The organism is Streptomyces sp. NPDC037273 (assembly GCF_055603625.1).
In genome coordinates, this window is the sequence record NZ_JBVJVO010000005.1 from 429262 (window position 1) to 450024 (window position 20763).

Consider the following 20763-nt stretch of genomic DNA (forward strand, 5'->3'; position numbering starts at 1 on the left):
GCGAGACGGCCCCGGAGACCCATCGGCCTCCGAACGCCCCTCGCGTGGGTCTTCTCTTGCTCACTACGGTCCTTTCGTCAGCGCGGGCAGCACTGAGGACCGCCCGCGGAGGAGGGCGGGGAGCTCGGGGATCGACGCGACCTGCGCGCCTGCGCCCCCTCATTACTTGATCACCGACAATAACAGCAGGTCGGAGGGGTGCAAGGGGCTGCTTCTCTTTCCCTGACGGCTCGTTGGGGCGGCTCTGTCAGGAAAGTGACGGTCCTGTTCGTGAACTTTCCGTTGGCCCCGTTTGCACCTTCCTGGGACGGTCGGTGTCCACGTCGGAGCGCGCGCCCTTCGGCCGGTCCAGGATCAGGTCGCCGGCGAGCTTGAGGACCTCGGCGCGGGTGTGACCGGGGTGGTCCGCGGCGAGGAAGTGGTGGCCGATGGCCACACAGAAGGCGAGCAGGGAGCGGGCCTCGACCTCGTCGGGGTCGGGACAGAAGGTGCCGATCATCTCGCGGAGCAGTTCCATGCGCCGGTTGTCGACGCGGCGCAGGCGGGTGGCGACGGTCTCGTCGCGGCGGGCCCAGTCGCGGACGGCGAGGTCGATCGGGCGCAACCGGTCGCCGGAGAACGTGAGCATGCCGGCGAGGGTGATGAGGGCCCTCGGGTCCCCGTACAGGTCCTGACGGACGCGGTCGATCACCTGGTCGGCGGCCTCCTGCTCCCAGGTGTCCAGCATGGCGGCGAGGAGGGCGTCACGGTCGGCGAAGTAACCGTAGAAGCCGCCCTTGGTGACGCCGAGGCGCTTGGCGAGCGCTTCCACGCGGACCGCGTCCGGGCCGCCGTCCGCGAGGACGGTCAGACCTTCCTGCACCCATCGTTCGCGGGGTGTGCGTGCGGCGCCCACGATGTGTCCTCCCTTACTCGATCCACCGAATATACGCCTCCGTACATCCGGTCTGGCATCGTGGGCGTCGTCGTTATACGTAGGCGTACAGAAGTGGGAAGGCGGCAGCGACATGAAGCTCCCCGTCACCGAACACACCACCCGCCCTTGGCGGATCCACGAGTTCACCCCGGACTTCACCACCGAGGACGTCTGGTCCTTCCGCACCCCGGGCGCCGGACCCGACGACTTCCCGCGCGTGCTCGCGGTGATCGCCGCCGGCGCCGGTCTCTCCCGCCAGTCCGGGCCGACGAAACTCCTGTTCGCGGTGCGCTGGAAGCTGGGCGCCCTGCTCGGCTGGGACGACCCGAAGACGGGCATCGGCCCCCGCGTTCGCTCACTGCGCGAGCGCATGCCGGAGGAACTGACGGCGACGGTCCTCCCCGTCCCGGGCCCGGGCCCGTTCGTCCCGCTGTACGAGCTCCACGACGAATGCGCCCGCGAACTGGCGAACAAGACCGTCCACGGGGTTCTGCACCTGGGCTGGGTGGAGACGCCCGCCGGCGGTCACGAACTCCGCATGGCGGTCCTCGTCAAGCCCAACGGCCGCCTGGGCCGCCTCTACATGGCCCTGATCACGCCCTTCCGGTACCTCGTCGTCTACCCGGCCATGACCCGCCAGTGGGAGGCCGCCTGGCGGGACCGGGAGCGGTTGCTCGGGCAGAGCTCCTAGGGGGTGTCCGGGGCGGGGGCGCGGCGGTGTAGGCGTGCCGCCCGGCCGCCGCCGGTGCGTCGGAGGCGGGCCGGTACGCTGCGTTGCGGCCGTCCGTTGTGTCCCTGTCCGTCGGCCTCCCGTACCGCTTCCTTCCGAAGGCCCGGCATGCTCGCTGTCCGCACCACGCACGCCGGGTCGTCGTGGGCAGGGGTGTCGGCGGTGCTCTGCGTACTGCTGCCGGTCGGGGGGCATGGCCTGCTTCGTGAGGGCGCTTCTCACCTGCTCGTCCTGACCCTCGTGGCGGTGCTCGCCGGGGCCCTGTGCGTCGCGCTCGCCCGCCGACGGCTCGCCGACAGCGGGCTGGCGGCGGTGTTCGTGGGCGTGCAGGTCGCGCATCACGTCGGTTATGTGGTGCCGGAGGCGTGCGCGGCACTCGCCGACGCGCACGGCGGCGAGCATCCCGGCGGGCTGACGTCGGCCGGGCCGGGGCCGTCGCTGCTGCTTGCCGGTCACGCGGTCACGCTGCTGCTCGCGGCGCAGCTCCTGGGCACCGGTGAGTCGCTGCTCCTGCGCGCCCGGCCCGTCGCGGATTCGGCACGGCGGGTTCGGCATGCGCTGCGGCCCCTGCCGAAGGTCGCCGGGGTCGTGCGCGGCGAGCTGCCGCGTACCGTCGCCCGGACGGCGCCCCTGCGGTCCGCGGCCCTCGCGTACCCGTGCCCCGGACGCGCCCCGCCGGCTCACGGGCTCCTCCCGAACCCGTTCCCGCCGCCGGCCGGAACCGGCTTCCGGCTCGGGATCCGACGTCTCGCGTCGGATCGTCTCGAACCGGGGAGGCCGGACCGGCCTCTCGCGGTCTCCTCGACACGCCGCCCCGCCCGCACCCGGTGCCGGCGGGCGGCAGAGAGTGCTTCCGACATGCGCATCAGCCACCCGCGCTCCGCCCGTACGGCGGTCCGCTCCCTGCTCGTTCCCGTCGCCGTCACCGGTCTGCTGGCGATCTCCTCTCCGCAGGCCGCCGCCCACACCGGCCTGGAGGGCGCCAGCCCGACGAACGGCGCGGTTCTCGACGTCCTGCCCCGGACCGTCACGCTCACCTTCAGCGACCCCGTGACGCAGAAGGGCGCCCAGGTCGCCGTCACGGGACCGGACGGCGCCGCGCTCGGCGACGGCGCACCCGCCGTGGCGGGGAGCCGGGTCACGGTGAAACTCAAGGACGCGAAGGCCGGCGGCCGGTACACGGTGGGCTATCGGGTCGTCTCAGCGGACGGTCATCCTGTGTCGGGGAAGTCGGAGTTCACGGTGAGGACCGCCGCCGCGTCGGCCTCGACCACGCCGTCGGCCGCCGCCGTGACCCCGAAGCCTTCCTCCGCCTCTCCTTCTCCCTCTCCCTCCCCCGCCTCCAGCCTCTCCCGCACGGCCAAGGCTTCCGGCGAGCGGGCGGTCACCAGCCTCCGGGCCATCGGAATCGGCTTCGGCATCGGACTCGTCGGGATGGTCGCCGCCATGGTCGTCACCGTCCGCCGCCACAAGAAGAGCGCGGACGAAGCGGAGAGGTGACCTCCGCGCGCGCAAGCGCGGGTGCGGGAGGCCCGGACCGAGGCCGGCCTCCGGCACCCGCCGCGCCGCGCGGGGAGAGGTGCCGGTCACCCGGTGTCCGGGGACGGCGGCACCTTGCGCAGGCGGGATGTCTGCTCGTCGTATGCGTCGAGGACCTGGCGGAGCTGGTCGAGCGCCTCCTCGGGGATCTCGGGTGGGGCGGACTCGGCCACGAATCGGGCCGCGGCGACGAGTGCCGCGAATTCGAAGGCGTGAGCGGTCGCGCGCAGCACGCCCGGCCGAGCCCACTCGAGTTGCATGGATCAGCCCTTCGACTGGAGGTATTCCTTGATCTGCCCCAGCTCCTGCGCGAACTCGTCGTAGTCCTCGCGCATGCCGTTGATGTAGGCGCTCCAGCCGAGGCTGTTCTTCGCGTAGTGGACGGCTTCCTGGATCTCCTCGTCCGTGGCTCCGAACAGTTTGGCGGCCTCGGTGTGGAAGAGCGTGCAGTAGCGGCACTTGGTCTCGGAGTGCAGAGCGACGCCGATGAGTTCCTTGTACTTGTTGGGGATGAGCGTCTCGCCGAGTTCGATCTTCTTGAAGATCTCCCACTCGTAGTCCAGCAGGTCGTCGGGGATCAGGGAGAAGAAGTGCGGAACGAGTCCCAGCGTCTCCTTGATCTCCGCTTCCACCTCGCCTCGGCTACGGCCGGCCATGATGACCACTCCTCTCAGCCCAGCCGATCGACTGCCCCCACCTCTCACGGTAGAGAGCAAACGTCCCGGCTGCGACCGGTCCGTGCCGGTGGCGGTCCGGACGTATCGTGGGAAGAGGTCTCACTCGGCGCGCCCACCGACGTCTGGTGGAAGGACTGGCCATGTCCACTCCGGAAACATCGCGGCCTCCCGGGACACCAGGGCCTCCGGTCGACGCCGCCAAGCAGGAGGCGTTCGCGGGTGAAGTCCTCGACGTCCTGAACAAGAGCGCGCTCGCGCTGCTGACCAGCGCCGGTCACCAATGCGGCCTGTTCGACACGCTGGCCGCCCTCCCGCCGTCGACGAGCACCGAGATCGCGGAGGCGGCGGGCCTGAACGAGCGGTACGTCCGCGAGTGGCTGGGCGGCATGGTCGTCGGCGGATTCCTGGAGTACGACCCGGGAGGGCGGACCTATGTCCTGCCGCCGGAACACGCCGCCTCGCTGACGACGGCGGCGGGCCCCGACAACCTGGCGGGGATCATGCAGTACATCGGGCTCATGGGCGAGGTCGAGCAGCAGGTGGTGCGCTGCTTCCGGGACGGCGGCGGCGTGCCGTACTCGGCCTACCCGCGCTTCCACAGGCTCCAGGCCGAGGAGAGCGCCCGGGTGTACGACCTCGCGCTCGTGGACACGATCGTGCCGCTGGTGCCGGGACTGGCCGAACGGATGAGGGAGGGCGTCGACGTCCTGGACGTGGGCACCGGGCAGGGGCGTGCTCCGCTCGTCCTGGCCCGGGAGTTTCCCGCCAGCCGCTTCGACGGCCTTGACCAGTCGGAGTCCGCCATCGAGACCGCACGTGCCGAGGCGGCGCTCGCCGGGCTCGACAACCTCCGTTACGTGCTCGCCGACTCGACGCGGATCACCGGGGAGTACGACGTCGTCACCGCGTTCGACGTGATCCACGACCTGGCCCGGCCGGCCGAGACCCTGGCGGCGATCGCGAAGGCCCTGCGGCCCGGCGGCGTGTTCCTGATGGGTGACATCGCCGCCTCCAGCAGGCTGGAGGAGAACATCGGGCACCCCTTCGGTCCCGCGCTCTACACGTTCTCCGTCTTCTACTGCATGACGACCTCGCTGAGCACCGGCGGTGCGGGCCTGGGCACGGCCTGGGGCCAGGAGGCGGCGGAGCGGATGCTCCGGGACGCGGGCTTCGAGAGCATCGACATCAAGTCCGTCGAGGGCGACCCGTTCAACGTGTACTACGTCGCCACCAAGTCCTGAACCGGCGTCGTCCCCGGTCGGGGACGTCCCCCGCCCGAGCGCGGGTCATCCGGCAACTCACTTGATCTTGCTTGCACTTGGTAACAAATGCGGCGCGCGGGCACCGGGGCATTGCGGCACGGGAAGCGGCGGCTCTACCATCCCCGCATCGTTAGGAAGCTTTCCTAACGACAAGGGCGCCCGACAGCTCACACCAGGAACCGGTGCCCCGCCCCGTCCCTCCGTACGCGACAGGAACCCCCATGCCCCTGAGCAGAATTCAGCGTCGCGCGGTCACCGCGGCCGCCGCCGTGACCGCGGGTGCGCTGCTGCCCGCACTCGTCGTCCTCACGCCGGCGACCGCCGCGACCGGCAACCTCGCACTGAACAAGCCGGTGAGCGTCTCCTCCACCGAGGACGGGACGTTCACCGGTGCCAAGGCCGTCGACGGCTCGACGTCCACCCGCTGGGCCAGCGCGGAAGGCGTGGACAACCAGTGGATACGGATCGACCTCGGCGCGGTGACCGCGCTGAGCCGGGTGGTCCTCAAGTGGGAGGCCGCCTACGCCAAGTCGTACCGGGTCGAGGTGTCCAACGACGGCAGCAGCTGGAGCCAGGTCTACTCGACGTCCGCCGGCGACGGCGGCACCGACGACCTGACCGTCAACGGCAGCGGCCGCTACCTGCGCGTCTTCGGCACGCAGCGGGGCACTTCGTACGGCTACTCGCTCTGGGAGGTCGAGGCGTACGGCGGTGGCGGCTCGACCACTCCGCCGCCCACGACCGGCACCAACCTCGACGACCCGGCGAAGAAGGAGGTCGCCATGAAGCTGGTGTCGACCTTCGAGAACTCCTCGCTCGACTGGCGGGCCCAGTTCTCCTACATCGAGGACATCGACGACGGCCGGGGCTACACCGCGGGCATCATCGGCTTCTGTTCCGGCACCGGCGACATGCTCGACCTCGTCGAGCGCTACACCGCGAAGAAGCCGGGCAACCCGCTGGCGCCCTACCTGCCGGCCCTGCGCAACGTCAACGGCACGGACTCCCACGCGGGTCTGGGCACCGCCTTCGAGAACGCCTGGCGGCAGGCCGCCCAGGACACGGTGTTCCAGCAGACGCAGGAGGCGGAGCGCGACCGGGTGTACTTCAACCCGGCGGTGTCCCAGGCCAAGACGGACGGCCTCAAGGCGCTCGGCCAGTTCGCCTACTACGACGCGGCCGTGATGCACGGCGAGGACGGCTTCCGGAGCATCCGTCAGGTGGCGCTCTCGCGTGCGACCCCGCCTTCCCGGGGCGGCAACGAGACCACCTACCTGAACGCGTTCCTCGACGCCCGCGAGGAGGAGATGCGCAGGGAGGAGGCGCACAGCGACACCACCCGCGTCAGCACCGCGCAGCGCAAGTTCCTGAAGGAGGGCAACCTCCACCTCAACACCCCGCTGTCGTGGAGCGTCTACGGCGAGTCGTTCTCGATCGCGCGGTAACCGGACGCGGGGAGGGCCGCCGGGCACCGCGCCCGGCGGCCCTTCCCGTGCTCGTGCCGTGAACCCGGAAACCGATGTAAGGAAGGTTTCCCAGGCCTGTACGCTGCCCGTGCCAAGCCCCACGTGACCTGACCTGACCTGCCTGCGGAGGGCAAGTGACCGACCTCGTCCGCGGGACCCCGCGGCTCGTGCGTGCCATCAACGACCGCTCCGCACTGCACCTGTTGCTCCGGCGCGGCCCGCTCACGCGCCCGGAGATCAGCAAGCTGACCGGCCTCTCCAAACCCACCGTCTCCCAGGTGCTGGCCCGCCTGCTGGAATCGGGTCTGGTGGTCGGCAACGGCCTCAGGACCGGACTGCCGGGCCGCGTGCCGGAGACCTACCGGGTCAACCCGGCGGCGGCATACGTCGCCGCCGTCGACGTGACTCCGGAGTGGATCGCGGTGCGGGCGGCGGACATCACCGGGACGGTCGTCGGCGACGCGGAGTCGCCGGTCCCGAGCGCGCCGGGAGAGCGCCGGAAGGCCGGCGGGGACTCGCTGGTGGCGGCGCTGCGCACGGCCCTCGCGCGGGTACCGACACCGGAGCCGCCGAGGAGCGTGGTCATCGGCGTCCAGGGGGCCGTCGATCCGACGACCGGGCGCCTGGAGTACGCCAGCGAGGAGGACATGGCCGCCTGGCTGGTCCCCGACCTGGACCGGGTCCTCAGCGAGGGGCTCGGCGTACCCGTCCGCGTCGAGAACGACGTGAACCTCGCCGCCGTGGCCGAGCAGGCGCACACCGCGGCCGACTGCCCCGACTTCGTCCTGTTGTGGGCGGACGAGGGCCTGGGAGCCGCCCTCGTCATCGGCGGACGCCTGCACCGCGGTTTCTTCGGCGGCGCCGGGGAGGTCGGCTACCTTCCGCTCCCCGGCGCGGCCACGGCCCGCGACGCGGGGCGTTACGGTCACCACGGCTACCAGGAACTGGCGGGCGGCGACTCCGTGTCCGCGCTGCTCCGCACGTACGGCGTGACGGGCTCCGACTTCCCCGACGTGGTGGCGGAAGCGGTCCGCCTCGCCACCGGGACCCCGGGGAGCCGCGCCGAGCGGGCCCAGGACGGGCTCCGGGTCGTGGCGGCCCGGCTCGCCGTCGGTCTGGCCTCCATCGTCACGGTCGTCGACCCGGGGCTCGTGGTGCTCGCGGGGCGGCTGAGCGCGGCGGGCGGCGAGCACCTGCGGGAGCTCGTGGAACGCGAACTGCGCGTGCTGGCCCATTCCCGGGCCCGGATCCGGCTGTCGGCCGTCGAGGGCAACCCCGTACTGAGCGGTGCTCTGGACCTGGCGCTCGCGGACGCCCGCGAGGAGGTCTACGGCGCTGCGGTGCGGGGACCCGAGGAGAGGTGACCGACCGGGCCCGTGCGTCTCCACACCGGCCCGCCGGAGTTCCCGAAGTGGCGCGGGAACCGGACGCCCTTCCCGTACGACTCCCTCTCCGCAAGAGCACGGCGGCGGCGAGAGGCAGAGGATGGGCGGACTGGACATACGCATGCGCGGAGTCGCCTGTCGGCACGGTCGCAACGCGGCCGTCGTGGGGGTGGATCTGGAGATCGCCGCGGGCGAGCGGGTGGCTCTGACCGGCACGAACGGATCAGGGAAGACGACGCTGCTGCGCGCGGTCCTCGGACTCCACCGGCACACGAGCGGCACCATCGAGGTCGGCGGGACCGGAGCGCGCTCGGCCGCCGAGTGGGCGTGCCGGCGCCGGTCGTGCGCCTGGATTCCGCAGAAGCCCGCCGCCGGGCGGTTTCCGCTGCGCGGGGACGAGCTCCTGGCGAGCAGCGGGGCCGCGGCCGAGGCGGCGGAGGCCGCGACACGGCTGGGGGTCGGCGCCCTGGCGGCGAGGCCTGTGGACACCTTGTCCGGCGGGCAGTTGCAGCGCATGTACCTGGCGCGGGCGATCGGCTGTGTCGCGGCCGGGGCGCAGGTGCTCCTCGCCGACGAACCGACCGCCGCCCTCGACTTCGAGGGGCAGGAGGAAGCGGCCGACGTCCTCACCGCCCTGCCGGTCACGCTCGTCGTCGTGACGCACGACCGGGCACTGGCGGAACGGTGCGACCGGGTCCTGGAGATGGCCGCCGGCCGGTTGCGGGAGGTGCGGTGAACGCGCTCGCGGCCGCCGACCTGGGCGCCATGCTCCAGCTCGTGCCCGTCCAGCGGGCAGGAGCGGCCCTGCTCCTCGCGGCCGTCGGGCTGCCCGTGATCGGGGTCGTCATCGTCGGGCTCGACATCATGCCGGTGCGGTTCGCGATGATGCACGTGGCGCTGCTCGGCATCGCCGTCGGGCTGCTGACCGGGCTCGATCCGATGCTGTGCGCCCTCGTGGCCTGCGCCCTGTCGGGGGCGGGCGTCGCCCCGCTGGCCCGGACACCGGCCGGTCTCTCGGGGGCGATGGGCCTGCTGATGAGCCTGGCCATCGCCGCCGCGCTCCTCCTCCTCGCCGTCTCCGGCGTCAACGCCTCGGGGGCGTTCGCGCTCCTCTGGGGGTCGATCCTCTCCGTGGGCACCGCCGACCTCGTGGTGCTCGGCGCGCTGGCCGTGGTCGTGCCGTCCCTGTTCTGGTGGCGGCGCCGTGAGGTGGCGCTGCTGCTGTACGACCGGGAGCTCGCCCAGTGCTCGGGCGTGCCCGTACGGTTCCTCACCACCGCGCTTCTCGTACTCGTCGCCGTCGCGGTCGCCGGGGCCATCAAGCTGACCGGCGCGCTTCTCGTCGACGCCCTGACGCTGCTGCCGGCGCTGGCCGCCCGCCGCATCGGCCGCTCGCTCTGGTCCATCACCGTGTGGGCGGTCGGCATCGGGGTCGCCGTCAACGCGACGGGTTTCCTCCTGGCCCTGTGGCTGGACTGGCCTCCGGGCCCGGTCCTCGTCCTGACGGCGGGGACCGTGGTCCTCGCCGCGCATCTCATTCCCGAACGGAGAAACAGCTCATGGCGCGCACCCGCGTCCGTAACACCCGCATCGCTTCCCTCGTCGCACTGAGCGCGGCCCTGCCGCTGCTCACCGGGTGCGGCGGCGAGGACGCCGCCTCCTCCGGCACCACCGATTCCAAGGACCGCAAGCCGGTGGTGGTCGTGACGACCACCTGGGAGGGGGCCTTCGCCAAGGCAGCGGGGGCCGAGGACATCACGGTGATCGTCCCGCAGTCGGTCCACCACGCCCCCGACTACGACCCGAAGCCGTCGGACCTGGCCGCCGTCGCGAAGGCCGACTTCGTGCTGTACGCGCCCTTCGAGCCGTACGCGGCGAAGATCAAGGAGGCGGCCGGCTCGAAGGCGAAGCTGGTCGAGGTGAACCTCGACAACGACCCTGCGAAGGCTGGGGCCGAAGTCGTGCGCCTGGGCGGGCTGTTCGGCACGAAGGACGCCGCCGCACAGTGGAAGACCCGCCTCGACGGCGAGGTCACGAAGCTGAACGGCGAGCTCAAGGCGGCCTGGCCGGGCGGGAAGAGCCCGGTCCTCGTCACCCAGGTCTTCACGAGTTGGGCGGCCGGACTGGCCGGTGCGAACACGGTGGGCACGTACGGCCCCGAGCCGGTCACCCCTGCCCAGCTCGCGACGCTCTCGGCGAAGAAGCCCGCCTTCGTCCTCGACAACGCCCATATGTCGACGGGCACCGTGCTGCCCGACTCGGGCGCCGAGCAGGTGGAGATCGTGAACTACCCGGGCGAGGACCTGGATCTCCTCGCCGTGTACCGCAACGCGGCGGCCGAGCTGAAGAAGGCCATGGGCTGAGCCCGAGCCGCGTGAGGGAGGGGAGGGTCGCCGGCCGCGGCCCTCCCCTCCCTCATGCGGTCACGCCCCGACGAGGCTGCCGGCCCGCTCGACGATCCGGCGCCGCAGCGCGGCACGATCGGGCTTCCCGGCGGCGGTGAGCGGCAGTTCGGGCAGGACGAGGAGGTGCTCGGGGTGCTTGTGCCGGTCGAGTCCGCGCGCGGACAGGTACGTGCCGAGCTCCGTCAGCGTCGGGCCCTCGGCGTCCTTGCCCACCAGGCAGGCGGCGAGCCGCTCCCCCATGAGCGGGTCCGGCACCCCCACGCAGACGGCGTCCCGCACCTGTGGGTGGGAGACGAGTTCGCGCTCGACCTCGGCGGGGCTGATGTTGGCACCGCCGCGGATCACGATGTCCTTGAGGCGGCCGACGACATGGAGGACGCCCTCGTCGTCGAGGAAGCCGAGGTCGCCCGTCCGGACCCAGCCTTCCGGAGTGCGGTAGCGGGCGTCGAGCTCAGGGGAGGCCACGTAGCGGAGCGGGGTCATCGGTCCGCGCGAGACGATCTCCCCGATGCGCCCGTCGGGCAGCCGCTCGTGCGTGTCGGGGTCGGCGATGCGGATCTCGGTGACCCGGGGGTCGGGGCGTCCGGCGACGACACCGGAGCGGTCGGTGGGCGGGACGGAATGCCCTAGTCCCGTATGGCAGTTGACGCCGTCGGCCGACCCGTAGAGGTTGACGACCGGACAGCCGAACGCCTCGGAGGCCGCCGAAGCGGTGACCTCGTCCAGGGGTGCGCCGCCCAGGACGAGCGCGGTGGGGGTCGGCAGTGGGCCGTCCGTCTTCTCCAGGGCCGCCAGCATCATCCGGATCATGGTGGGGACGCCGAGGATGTGGGTGGGCTCGTGTTCCCGTACGGCGGCGAGCGCGGCCTCGGGCGTGAAGTCGTCGAGCAGGACGAGCGTGCCGCCGTGCCGGGCGAGCGTGACGGCCGTGCCGTTCGACCCGAAGGCCGAGCCGAGGGGGACGAGGAAGAGGCAGCGGGGCGGGGTTCCGTCGGGCATGAGCGACGCGAGGAAGTTTCCGCGGCCGCCGGCCAGGGCGTTGTGCGAGTAGGCCACCATCTTCGGCTCCGCCTCCGAGCCGGAGGAGACGAGGATGCGCGCGGCGCTGTCGGGGTCGGGGCGGGCCGGGACGAAACCGGCGGGGTCGCTCCGCAGCAGCCGGGCGAGGGGAATCGTTCCCTCAGGGGCGGGGCCGCGTCCTGCGGCGATCACGTGGCGCAGGGCGGGCAGCGCCGGGGCGAGGGCCTGGAGGTCGGCGGCGTGGTGCTGGTCGCGGTGTTCGGTCGCGGCGATGACGGCCACCGCTTCCGCGCGGCGCAGCAGGCACTCGGCCTCCACGGCGCCGCGCCCCACGGGGAAGGGGAGGGCGACGGCGCCCAGCGCGGCGAGGGCGAGGTCCGCGATGACGGCGTTCCGGTTGTTGGGGAGCTGTACGGCGACGACGTCTCCGGCACCGATCCCGAGCCCGCGCAGGCCCTCGGCCAGACATCTGACCTTGCGGTCGAGCGCCGTGTAACAGAGTTTGCCCTTGGCGTCGATCACGGCGGTGCGGTGCAGGTCGGATATCTGTCTGGCCCGATAGAGGCTGTAGAGGTCGAGGTCGGGGCAGGTGCCGTCGACCACCCAGGAGCGGCGGAGTCCGGCGGGCAGCAGGTCGGTCAGGGTGACGGTCACGCGAAGCTCCAGGGGTCGGGAACGGCGGGGGCACCGTGCGCGTCCCGGCTGATCGAGCCGGACAGGCGCGGATCGTGGTGGAGGGTGGACAGGTCGGTGGTGACGGCGGTGGCCGTCAGGCCGTGGCCGCGCAGCTGGTCGAGGGCATCCTCGGTGCACATGCCCGAGAGGTCGTACGCGGAGGCGGCGGGCGCGCTGCTGTCGCGGGGGGCGATCCAGCCGTCCGAGGTCCGGAGCGGGTGCCGGAATCCGGCGGGGCGCCGGGGGTCCGCGCCGGCCGCGGCCTGTCGCAGGGCGGGGGCGAGGAGGGTGTCGGCCGCGCCGAGCAACGAGGAGTCGACCCGTACGCCGTGCCCCGTGCGCTCCCGCAGGAGCAGGCCGGCGAGGAGGGCCTCGGCGCCGTGCAGGCCGCCCAGGACGTCCAGGAGCGTCATCAGGGACGGTGCGGGCGGTTCGCCGGCCGGGTGGGCGGCTTCCCCGACTCCGGTGCGGGCCTGCACCATGAAGTCGGTGCCCATGGGGGCGTCGTCGAGCCGGTCGGCCCAGCCGCCGGTGTAGGCGTAGACGAGGGACGGGTTCACGGCGGTCAGGTGCTCGGCGTCGAGTTCGAGTTCGGCGGCCTTGCCCGGGGCCCAGTTGTGGACGAACACGTCGGCTTCGGCCACGAGTTCGCGCAGGCGGCTCCGGTCGGCGGGCGCCTTGATGTCGATCTCGACGGCCTCCTTGCCCCGGTTGAGCGCGAGCCAGCGGGCGGAGATCCCGTGGCAGGCGGGCGGCATGCCCCGGAGCGGGTCGCCGCCCGGCGGTTCGACGCGGATCACCCGGGCGCCGAGCAGGCCCAACAGGTGGGCGGCGAGTGGCGCTTGGATCCGGCGGCCCGCCTCGAGGACGGTCAGGCCGGCCAGCGGCCGGTCCGCCGTGGCGGCATCGGCGGTCACGGCGGTCCCCGGCCGGCCCGCGCCCAGCGGGCGCAGGCTCCACGGGTCGGCGCCGTCGTCCTCGCGGGCGCGCTCGGCGAGCGTGCGCAGCCGGCACACCTCGGCTCCCGACATCGCGGCGGCCTGCCCGATCCGTTCCCAGGTGTGGCGGAGGGTCGCCCCGTGCAGGTCGGCGGGGAGGGGCGCGCAGGCGGTGGCGTACCGGAACTGGAAGGGCCGCCAGCCGGCTCGTATGGCGTCGGATGGTGCCTCCAGGGCGCGCCAGAAGTCCGCCCAGGCGCCTGGGTCGAGCGTCTCCAGCTCGAACAGGATGCCGTCGGCGGAGGTGAACGGCGGTCCGCCCGGGGCAGGTTCGACGGCCTCGGGCTCGTCGGCACCGGCGGCGGCGAGGTACTGGGAGACGGTGAGGAGTCCGGCCCGATCGGCCGTCGTCGTCCGCGCGCGGGCCGGCGATCCGCCCCGGGCCTGGCCGATGAGCCCCGCCAGCAGGCCCTGGACGGTGAGCACGCCGGTGGCCGTGGCCAGATAGTCGACGCCGAGGCCGCGCGGGGTTCCGTGGCGGCGTCCGTGGACGGCCATGACGCCGGTGACCGCCTGGGCGGTGGCCTCGTCCTCGATCCCCGAGCCGGCCGGTCCCCAGGCGGTGCGGGCCGCGACGGGCGCGAACCCGGCGCCACCGAGGGAGATGTCATCCGGGCCGTCGTGCCGCACCGTCGCCCCGAGCCGCCCGAGATGGTCGGAGACGACGCGGGTCAGAGCCTCGGGGCCGCCGATGTCGCATCGCAGTGCGTCGAGCGGGCGGGCTGTGTCGAGCGGACGGCGGACCGCGGTGTGCGCGGTCGCTGATGACGCCATGGCTCTCCTCTCCTGGTGCGGCGGTGACGGCCGTCGCACGGGGGCTTTCACGGTCACGGGAACTGGGGAGCCGGTGCGCCCGACCACTTCCACGGGCAGGCAGTCGGACGCGTGTTCTGTCGAGTTCCCGAGATGGAGGAAAACAGTGACGGACCATGACGTAACGGATCAGGGTGATGCCGATCTGGACCTGCTGCGGAAGCGGGTCTCCGCGTTCGTCCGTGACCGCGTCCTCCCCTCCGAGCCGGAGCTCGACGCCGGCGGCCCGAACGCCAGGGACCTTCGGGAACGGCTGCGCGCGGAAGCCCGCGAGTCCGGGCTGTGGGCGCTCCCCCTGCCGGCCGAACTCGGCGGCGGAGGGCTGACGTTGAGCGCCTACGCGACGCTCGCCGAGGCCGAGGGCGCCACTGATCACGGTCCCGCGGCCCTCGGATCGGCGTCCCTCCTCGACGTGACCATGCTGTCCCGGCACGGGTCCGCGCAGGTGGGCGCGGAGTATCTGCGGCGCCTGGTCTCCGGTGACCTCCGTACCTGCTACGCGATGACGGAGCCGGACACGCCCGGGACCGAACCGGCGCTCACGGCGACCCGGGCGGAGCGACGGCCCGGCGGCGGCTGGCGCGTCACCGGCCGCAAGTGGTTCGTGTCGAACGCGGGCGACGCGGACCTCGTGACCGTGCTCGCCCGCACCGGCGGGTCGCCCGGAGACCGCACCGGCCTGTCGCTCCTCCTCGTGCCGACCGGCTCCCCCGGGTTCCGGGTCGTGCGCGAGCTGCCGATCCTGGGCGCGACCGGCCAGTACGAGATCGAGTTCGACGGTGTCGACGTCGACGAGGATCACCTCGTCGGCGACACCGGGCAGGCTCTGGCCATCGCGGCCGAACGCCTCCAACTGGGGCGCACCCTCAGGGCGTTGCGGTGGATCGGCCAGGCCCAGCGGGCCTTCGACCTGCTCTGCGACCGCGCCACGGCACGTCAGGGCGTACGGGGCCCGCTCTCGGACCGTCAGCTCGTCCAACAGCACGTCTTCGAATCCCTGTTGGCGCTGAGGACGGCGCGGCCCCTCGTGTACGAGGCGATGGCCCTGGTCGCGGAGGGACGCGACGCCCGTGTGGAGGTCGGCCTGGCGAAGACGGCGGCGGCCCGCACCCTTCAGACGGTCACGGACCGTGCCGTCCAGGTCTTCGGCGCGGCCGGGCTCGGTCCGGACACGCCGCTGCCGGCGCTGTTCCGTACCGGACGGACGGCGCGGATCCTCGACGGGCCGGACGAGCAGCACGTCTCGTCCGTGGCCCGGCGCGTCCTGCGCGGCCGTCAGGGCTCTGCCGTCACACCCGCCTGAGGTCGGCGCGGCCGAGCAGGGCGGCCAGGCCGAGGGTCAGGAAGAAGTCGCCCCAGACGAGTTCGTGGCGGACGGCCGTTCCGCTGGGGGCGTCGTAGCAGCCGTCGAGCAGCATGCCGGCCGGGCGCCGACCGCCCGGGCGGGTGAGGTGGACGTGGGCGAGCCGGTGCAGGACGGTCTCCGCCCGGGACGCGCACGCCGCCGACCAGTCGGCTCCGGGGAGAAGCGCGAGCTTCAGGAGGGCGACCGCGGTGATGGCGGCGGCGGAGGTGTCGAGCGGCCCGTCCGCACGGTGGGCGTCCGTCGGCGGGACGAGAGGGCCGACGAGCATCGCGCAGTCGGAGAGCAGGAGTTCGGCCGCCCTGGTCAGCCGGTCCTTGCGCCACGGCGGGGCGTCCGCGAGCAGGAGGGCGTCCGCCACGGCCAGGAGGAGCCACGCCTCGCCGCGCGTCCAGCCGCGCGCGGGGTCGGCTTCGACCGTCCACCCGCCCGTCTCGTCCCGGCGCCATGCCGGGCGGGGCCGCCCTGCGCCCTCGCGGGGAAGACACAGGTCCAGGTGGCGGTGCAGGTGCGCGGCGGCCGCGACCCGCCCCTCGGGTCCGGCCGAAGCCAGCAGGGGTACGAGACCGGGGACGCCGTCCGTACGAGCCCTCAGCCGTGCGCCGCCGAGCGCCGCGCCCCACGGGACGAGGCCCAGCTCCGTATCGAAGGCGTCGACGGCGCTCCTCGCCGCACGCTCCCGCAGGCCCCTCGCCGTGCCGTCCTCGCCGGCCAGGGCGGTGCCGTACCAGAGGATGAGGCCGCGGGTCGCGGTGTCCGCCTCGGCCCACGGGGCGAGGCGGGCGGTGACGGCCGAGGCCGCCGCACGGTCCGCGTCGCCGCCGGTGCGGCCGGCCCGAAGCCACAGGAGTCCCGCCCAGAAACCTCCCGTCCACGATCCGCGCCCTGTCGTCGTCCAACGGCCGTCGGCCGGGTCGGCGTACAGGGGAAAGCGCTGTCCCACCTGCTCCGAGGTCTCCCCCACCCGGTGAAGCACGAGGTCGAGGGCCTCCTCGGCCCAGGCCGTGGCGGTCACCGCGGACCCGCCGCGCGCGTACGGCGGTCCCGTACCGCCCAGGCGAGCGCGACGGCCGCCGCGAGGGCGAACTCGACGGCGACCAGCGCCCAGCCCTCCCCGTACCGTCCGCGTTGCGCGAGGACGCCGAACAGCGGTGGCCCCACGGCGAATCCGGCGAAGAAACCGGCGGCGACAAGCGCGGAGTCCTGACCGGCTCGTCCCGGGGCGGAGCGCTGCATCACGAGCACCATCGAGACGGCGTTGCCGGAGACGGCGAACACGCCCACCGCCACGGCGGCCACCCACACCAGCGGGTCGACGCGGACGGCGGCGGCCAGGAGCACGGCCGCGCCCACCGCCCCGCCGGCGAGCAGGCCCGGCAGCCACGGCGCCCGGCCGGGGGTGGCGGCCCGGGACCAGCCGACGCGGCCGGCGATCCCGGCGACCCCGAGGACGGCGACCAGTGCGCCCGCCACCGTGGGCCCCATGCCCAGGCGTTGGGCGCCGAACAGCGCGAGGTAGGTGTTGACGGAGGCGATCCCCGCGCCGAGGAAGAGCGAGAAGGCGGCCAGCCACGGCACGGGACCACCGGAGCGGGACCGTGCCGGACCGTTCGCGGCCCCCTTCGGCGACGGTGACGCGTCGGCGGGCAGCGCGCGCCGGGCCCACAGGGCCGCGAGGAGCGCCGCACCGGCGGCCACCCAGACCGCGCCCCGCCAGCCGATCGCGCTCGCGGCCACGGCGAGGGGCAGCCCCGCCACGAAGGCCCCCAGCTGGACGCCGGACTGTTTGGCGCCGGTGACCGCACCCCGCCTGGCCACCGGTACGGACGCCAGGATCGCCTTGTTCGTCGCCGGGTTGGCGAGCGCCTGGGGCAGGCCGCCGAGCGCGACGGCCGCGAGCAGCGGGCCGGAGCCGGGCGCGGCGCCGATCAGCCCCAGTGCCACGGCCGAGAGGGAGAGCAGGGCCACGAGCGCCCGGCGCGGGCCGACGCGGTCGACGATCCGGCCGCCGACGGGCGACAGGACGGCCGCCGTGCCGAAGCCGACCGTGGTGGTCAGGCCCAGCACGGTCTCCGAGACGCCGAGTCGGTCGACGAGGCGCGGGCCCAGTGCTCCGAGCAGGAAGAGCTGCATCATCGAGAAGGCCATGGCCGTCGTCAGGAGTGCGGTCAGTCCGCGGGCCGGCCCCTCTCCGGCATCGGCATGGCCTGGCTCCGCCGCCGTACCCGCGCTCGTCACCGCGTCTCTCCTCCCCCGTTCGGCGAACGGGCCGAACGCCGTCGCCTTGAAGGAGTCGTGGCGACCGTGCCTGAAGTTCCCGAGGCGGTCTTGTGGGACGCGCCACAGTCGCGTACTCATGTCCCGACAGGTCGAGGGGGCGGCCGCGGGTCGGCCGTACCCGCCCTCATGCCTCCGGGGAGGGGTGCAAGGATGGGCGCGCCATGACACCAGGCCGATGTTCGCGAGGAGTGCGGGCCGCGATGTTCGCGGCCGTCTGCGTGCTGCTCGCCGCCACCGGTCACATCGTGATGTCGGGGCAGGCCGTGCCCGCCTGGACGCTCTCCCTCGCCTTCGCCGCCACCACGGCGGTCACCTGGTACCTCGCGAGCCGCGAGCGCGGTCTCCTCGCCGTCACCACGGCGAGCGTGGCCGTGCAGAGCGCGCTCCACGCGGCCTTCTCCTGGTCCCAGCCGACGCCGCCGGCGCCGGCGGCGCTGCCGATCCGGATACTCACGCCGATGCCGATGCCCACGGGCGAGACGCATGGGGCACACGCGCACATGTCGCACGCGGCCATGGGTCACGGGGACATGGCCGCGTCCGTCGACATGGTCTCCGAGCTCCCGGCCGCGCATGACATGACAAACATGTCGGCATCTTTCGGCATGGTCTCGGCACACCTCCTGGCCGCGCTCCTGAGCGGACTGTGGATGGCGTACGGCGAGCGGGCGGCGTTCCGTCTTCTGCGCGCCGCGTCCCTGCGACTGTTCCGCCCCCTGTGTCCGCTGCTCGCGTCCTTCGTCCCCATCGCGCCGAACAGGCCTCGCTTCAGGCCCGCGCGGGCCGGTGACGAGCGGGCTCCGCGCCGCCTCCTCCTCGCCCATTCGCTCATCTCCCGAGGTCCTCCCCAGGCACTCGCTGTCCTCTGACAGCCGGCTCCCCGAGCTCGACGGCACCGTTCCGTCGCTCGGGCATCGGCCACGCCGCCTCCGCTCGGTCGCGGCGGGCCGTACCCGTCACCGGCACGGCGCCGCCCTCATCCGCGCGCCCGGCCGGATTCCCTTTGCCTCGTAAGGACTTGTGGCGATGACTCCTGCCCACGACACCCTCCTTCAGCGCCCGCCGAGGACCTCCCGTTCGGCCCACGCGCCGGACGCGGACACCGACGCGGCGACGACCCGGCTCGCGCTGGCCGCCCGCGACGGCGACCCGGCCAAGGCCGACCTCTTCGTACGCGCCCTGCACCGCGACGTCCGGCGCTATGTGACCTACCTCAGTGCCGACCGCCAGGCGGCCGACGACCTCACCCAGGAGGTCTTCCTCCGCGCGCTCGCCGCGCTGCCCCGCTTCCAGGGGCGTTCCTCGGCCCGCACCTGGCTCCTTTCGATAGCCCGCCGCACGGTCGTCGACAGCCTGCGGCACGCCGCCGCCCGCCCCCGGCTGTCCGACCGCGACGACTGGCAGGCCCAGGCCGAGCACACCCAGCCCCAGGGCCTCCCCGGCTTCGAGGACGGCGTCGCTCTCGCCGAGCTCCTCGCCGCCATCCCGCCCGAACGCAAGGACGCCTTCGTCCTCACCCAACTCCTCGGCCTCCCCTACGCCGAGGCCGCCGAAGCCATCGGCTGCCCCGTCGGCACCGTCCGCTCCCGCGTCGCGCGGGCCCGCACCTCCCTGGTCGCCCTGCTCCGCGGCGACGAGGACGCGGCACCCCCGCCGGTGACCGCCCCGGCCGGCGAGCTGCCCGCACCCAGACGGTTCACCCGGACACCGGCGCTCGCCTGAGCCCTGACGGCACGCCCCTGACCGGTGCGGGATCACGGTGTCGGACCGCGATCCCGCACCGGTGACGGCGAGGGCGAGCAGCAGGGCACATTGGTAACGACAACCGTTTTCATATATGGTCTTGGCCATCACCGGTCCCCCACCCCCTGGAGATCCCCATGGCCGTCCCCAAGCGGAAGATGTCCCGCAGCAACACCCGTCACCGCAGGGCCCAGTGGAAGGCCACCACCCCCCAGCTCGTCCCGATCACGGTCGACGGCGTGGTCCACCAGGTGCCGCAGCGCCTGGTGAAGGCGTACGAGCGCGGCCTGCTCCGCCCCGAGGGCTGAGCCGCTCATGACGACGTACGGCCGCCTGCCCGTGACCGTCCTGTCCGGCTTCCTCGGCGCGGGGAAGACCACCTTGCTCAACCATGTCCTCGGCAACCGCGAGGGATTGCGGGTCGCGGTCATCGTCAACGACATGAGCGAGGTCAACATCGACGCCGCGCTCGTGCGCGGCGGCGAGGCCGCCTTGTCCCGCACCGACGAACGCCTGGTCGAGATGACCAACGGATGCATCTGCTGCACCCTGCGCGACGACCTGCTCGAAGAGGTCGACCGCCTCGCCCGCGAGGGCCGGTTCGACTACCTGCTCATCGAGTCCAGCGGCATCTCCGAGCCCATGCCCGTCGCCGCCACCTTCTCCTTCCCCCGCGACGACGGCGCCACCCTCGGCGACCTCGCCCGCCTCGACACCATGGTCACCGTCGTCGACGCGGCGAACTTCCTGCCGGAACTCGCGGGCGGCGACGAACTCGCCGCCCGCGGACTCGCCCCGTACGAGGACGACGAACGCACCGTCAGCGACCTGCTCGTGGACCAGGTCGAGTTCGCCGACGTCATCGTCCTCAACAAGCTCGACCTGGTCGGACCGAACGAGGCGGCGCGGCTGCGCGCGACGCTCACCCGCCTCAACCCCGAGGCCCGGATCGTGCCCGCCGTCCGCGGACAAGTCGCCCTCCAGCAGGTACTGGGCACCGGCCTCTTCGACGTCGAGCGCGCCCAGCAGGCCCCCGGCTGGGTCAAGGAGCTCAACGGCGACCACGTACCCGAGACCGAGGAGTACGGCATCTCCTCCCTCGTGTACCGCTCCGCCGCGCCCTTCCACCCCGGCCGCCTCTGGACCTTCGTCACCAAGGGTCTCGACAGCGGCACCTACGGTCGAATCCTGCGCTCCAAGGGCTTCTTCTGGCTCGCCAGCCGCCCGCGCGTGACCGGACTGTGGTCCCAAGCCGGCGCCGTCGCCCGCTTCGAGCCCTCCGGTGCCCGCGACCCCGGCACCGGACAGGGCCAGGAGCTGGTGTTCATCGGAACCGGCCTGCGCCCCGCAGCCCTCCGCGCGGCTCTCGACGCCTGCCTCCTCGCCCCCGGTGAGCGGGCGCCCTCCGAAGACGCCTTCCCCGCTTGGGAGACCTACGGCATCGAGGACGCGTGCGAACACGAACACGCCGTTGCGGTGCACGTGCCGTGA

The 20763-nt window shown here is 73.3% G+C and carries 20 protein-coding genes; 13 read left to right on the forward strand and 7 right to left on the reverse strand.

Going from position 1 to position 20763, the window contains the following annotated elements; genetic code table 11:
• Positions 1-247: 247 nt before the first annotated feature.
• Entirely contained in the window at positions 248-895 is a 648-nt protein-coding gene (locus ACZ7G1_RS16850) for a TetR/AcrR family transcriptional regulator (protein ID WP_470877250.1), read from the reverse strand.
• Between the two features lie 112 nt (positions 896-1007).
• On the opposite strand from ACZ7G1_RS16850, the gene ACZ7G1_RS16855 reads away from it, so the two are divergent.
• Positions 1008-1607: a DUF2867 domain-containing protein gene (locus tag ACZ7G1_RS16855; RefSeq protein ID WP_470877249.1), complete on the forward strand. Its 600-nt coding sequence runs from the start codon at positions 1008-1010 to the stop codon at positions 1605-1607.
• A 147-nt stretch (positions 1608-1754) separates the two neighbouring features.
• The gene (locus ACZ7G1_RS16860) at positions 1755-3146 is read left to right on the forward strand and encodes a copper resistance CopC family protein (protein ID WP_470877248.1); all 1392 of its coding nucleotides are present in this window, start codon (positions 1755-1757) and stop codon (positions 3144-3146) included.
• An 86-nt stretch (positions 3147-3232) separates the two neighbouring features.
• Here the strand turns inward: ACZ7G1_RS16860 and ACZ7G1_RS16865 are convergent, their stop codons facing one another.
• Both ACZ7G1_RS16865 and ACZ7G1_RS16870 read right to left on the reverse strand, forming a co-directional pair.
• Positions 3233-3445, reverse strand: a complete 213-nt coding sequence (locus tag ACZ7G1_RS16865; RefSeq protein ID WP_470877247.1) for a hypothetical protein — start codon at positions 3443-3445, stop codon at positions 3233-3235.
• Between the two features lie 3 nt (positions 3446-3448).
• Complete coding sequence (locus tag ACZ7G1_RS16870) at positions 3449-3841, reverse strand: carboxymuconolactone decarboxylase family protein (RefSeq protein ID WP_470877246.1); 393 nt, start codon at positions 3839-3841, stop codon at positions 3449-3451.
• A gap of 161 nt (positions 3842-4002) precedes the next feature.
• Here ACZ7G1_RS16870 and ACZ7G1_RS16875 point away from each other — a divergent pair, with 161 nt between their 5' ends.
• The 6 genes from ACZ7G1_RS16875 to ACZ7G1_RS16900 all read left to right on the forward strand — a co-directional run bounded on the left by ACZ7G1_RS16875 (position 4003) and on the right by ACZ7G1_RS16900 (position 10338).
• Positions 4003-5103, forward strand: coding sequence for a class I SAM-dependent methyltransferase (locus tag ACZ7G1_RS16875; RefSeq protein ID WP_470877245.1), 1101 nt, complete (start codon positions 4003-4005; stop codon positions 5101-5103).
• A 242-nt stretch (positions 5104-5345) separates the two neighbouring features.
• On the forward strand, positions 5346-6569 hold the full coding sequence (locus ACZ7G1_RS16880) for a chitosanase (protein ID WP_470877244.1): 1224 nt from the start codon (positions 5346-5348) through the stop codon (positions 6567-6569).
• 155 nt (positions 6570-6724) lie between these two features.
• Entirely contained in the window at positions 6725-7954 is a 1230-nt protein-coding gene (locus ACZ7G1_RS16885; protein ID WP_470877243.1) for an ROK family transcriptional regulator, read from the forward strand.
• Positions 7955-8075: 121 nt separating this feature from the next.
• Complete coding sequence (locus ACZ7G1_RS16890; protein WP_470877242.1) at positions 8076-8711, forward strand: metal ABC transporter ATP-binding protein; 636 nt, start codon at positions 8076-8078, stop codon at positions 8709-8711.
• Positions 8708-9586 carry a metal ABC transporter permease gene (locus ACZ7G1_RS16895; protein ID WP_470877241.1) on the forward strand — a complete coding sequence of 293 codons (879 nt, stop codon included), beginning with the start codon at positions 8708-8710 and terminating at the stop codon, positions 9584-9586. Before ACZ7G1_RS16890 ends, ACZ7G1_RS16895 begins: the two co-directional genes overlap by 4 nt.
• The gene (locus tag ACZ7G1_RS16900) at positions 9535-10338 is read left to right on the forward strand and encodes a metal ABC transporter solute-binding protein, Zn/Mn family (RefSeq protein ID WP_470877240.1); all 804 of its coding nucleotides are present in this window, start codon (positions 9535-9537) and stop codon (positions 10336-10338) included. Before ACZ7G1_RS16895 ends, ACZ7G1_RS16900 begins: the two co-directional genes overlap by 52 nt.
• 60 nt (positions 10339-10398) lie before the next feature.
• Here the strand turns inward: ACZ7G1_RS16900 and ACZ7G1_RS16905 are convergent, their stop codons facing one another.
• Positions 10399-12054, reverse strand: coding sequence for a class I adenylate-forming enzyme family protein (locus ACZ7G1_RS16905; RefSeq protein WP_470877239.1), 1656 nt, complete (start codon positions 12052-12054; stop codon positions 10399-10401).
• Positions 12051-13847, reverse strand: a complete 1797-nt coding sequence (locus ACZ7G1_RS16910) for a CoA transferase (protein ID WP_470877238.1) — start codon at positions 13845-13847, stop codon at positions 12051-12053. Before ACZ7G1_RS16910 ends, ACZ7G1_RS16905 begins: the two co-directional genes overlap by 4 nt.
• Before the next feature lie 145 nt (positions 13848-13992).
• On the opposite strand from ACZ7G1_RS16910, the gene ACZ7G1_RS16915 reads away from it, so the two are divergent.
• On the forward strand, positions 13993-15189 hold the full coding sequence (locus tag ACZ7G1_RS16915; RefSeq protein ID WP_470877237.1) for an acyl-CoA dehydrogenase family protein: 1197 nt from the start codon (positions 13993-13995) through the stop codon (positions 15187-15189).
• Here the strand turns inward: ACZ7G1_RS16915 and ACZ7G1_RS16920 are convergent.
• Together ACZ7G1_RS16920 and ACZ7G1_RS16925 are read right to left on the reverse strand one after the other, a co-directional pair.
• Positions 15176-16264 carry a sugar ABC transporter permease gene (locus tag ACZ7G1_RS16920; protein WP_470877236.1) on the reverse strand — a complete coding sequence of 363 codons (1089 nt, stop codon included), beginning with the start codon at positions 16262-16264 and terminating at the stop codon, positions 15176-15178. The genes ACZ7G1_RS16915 and ACZ7G1_RS16920 overlap by 14 nt on opposite strands.
• The gene (locus tag ACZ7G1_RS16925) at positions 16261-17487 is read right to left on the reverse strand and encodes an MFS transporter (protein ID WP_470877235.1); all 1227 of its coding nucleotides are present in this window, start codon (positions 17485-17487) and stop codon (positions 16261-16263) included. The genes ACZ7G1_RS16920 and ACZ7G1_RS16925 overlap by 4 nt, the downstream gene beginning before the upstream one ends.
• A 203-nt stretch (positions 17488-17690) precedes the next feature.
• On the opposite strand from ACZ7G1_RS16925, the gene ACZ7G1_RS16930 reads away from it, so the two are divergent.
• The 4 genes from ACZ7G1_RS16930 to ACZ7G1_RS16945 all read left to right on the forward strand — a co-directional run bounded on the left by ACZ7G1_RS16930 (position 17691) and on the right by ACZ7G1_RS16945 (position 20763).
• A complete protein-coding gene (locus ACZ7G1_RS16930; RefSeq protein ID WP_470877234.1) occupies positions 17691-18398 on the forward strand; it encodes a hypothetical protein in 708 nt (235 codons plus the stop codon).
• 157 nt (positions 18399-18555) lie between these two features.
• Complete coding sequence (locus ACZ7G1_RS16935) at positions 18556-19251, forward strand: sigma-70 family RNA polymerase sigma factor (RefSeq protein WP_470877233.1); 696 nt, start codon at positions 18556-18558, stop codon at positions 19249-19251.
• A gap of 158 nt (positions 19252-19409) precedes the next feature.
• On the forward strand, positions 19410-19580 hold the full coding sequence (gene rpmF / locus ACZ7G1_RS16940) for a 50S ribosomal protein L32 (protein ID WP_470877232.1): 171 nt from the start codon (positions 19410-19412) through the stop codon (positions 19578-19580).
• A 7-nt stretch (positions 19581-19587) separates the two neighbouring features.
• On the forward strand, positions 19588-20763 hold the full coding sequence (locus ACZ7G1_RS16945; protein WP_470877231.1) for a GTP-binding protein: 1176 nt from the start codon (positions 19588-19590) through the stop codon (positions 20761-20763).

Coding starts and splice junctions, on each gene's coding strand:
- ACZ7G1_RS16855 (WP_470877249.1), top strand. CDS start 1,008: ATGAAGCTCCCCGTCACCGAACACACCACCCGCCCTTGGCGGATCCAC.
- ACZ7G1_RS16860 (WP_470877248.1), top strand. CDS start 1,755: ATGCTCGCTGTCCGCACCACGCACGCCGGGTCGTCGTGGGCAGGGGTG.
- ACZ7G1_RS16865 (WP_470877247.1), bottom strand. CDS start 3,445: ATGCAACTCGAGTGGGCTCGGCCGGGCGTGCTGCGCGCGACCGCTCAC.
- ACZ7G1_RS16870 (WP_470877246.1), bottom strand. CDS start 3,841: ATGGCCGGCCGTAGCCGAGGCGAGGTGGAAGCGGAGATCAAGGAGACG.
- ACZ7G1_RS16875 (WP_470877245.1), top strand. CDS start 4,003: ATGTCCACTCCGGAAACATCGCGGCCTCCCGGGACACCAGGGCCTCCG.
- ACZ7G1_RS16880 (WP_470877244.1), top strand. CDS start 5,346: ATGCCCCTGAGCAGAATTCAGCGTCGCGCGGTCACCGCGGCCGCCGCC.
- ACZ7G1_RS16890 (WP_470877242.1), top strand. CDS start 8,076: ATGGGCGGACTGGACATACGCATGCGCGGAGTCGCCTGTCGGCACGGT.
- ACZ7G1_RS16900 (WP_470877240.1), top strand. CDS start 9,535: ATGGCGCGCACCCGCGTCCGTAACACCCGCATCGCTTCCCTCGTCGCA.
- ACZ7G1_RS16910 (WP_470877238.1), bottom strand. CDS start 13,847: ATGGCGTCATCAGCGACCGCGCACACCGCGGTCCGCCGTCCGCTCGAC.
- ACZ7G1_RS16930 (WP_470877234.1), top strand. CDS start 17,691: ATGACACCAGGCCGATGTTCGCGAGGAGTGCGGGCCGCGATGTTCGCG.
- ACZ7G1_RS16935 (WP_470877233.1), top strand. CDS start 18,556: ATGACTCCTGCCCACGACACCCTCCTTCAGCGCCCGCCGAGGACCTCC.
- rpmF (WP_470877232.1), top strand. CDS start 19,410: ATGGCCGTCCCCAAGCGGAAGATGTCCCGCAGCAACACCCGTCACCGC.
- ACZ7G1_RS16945 (WP_470877231.1), top strand. CDS start 19,588: ATGACGACGTACGGCCGCCTGCCCGTGACCGTCCTGTCCGGCTTCCTC.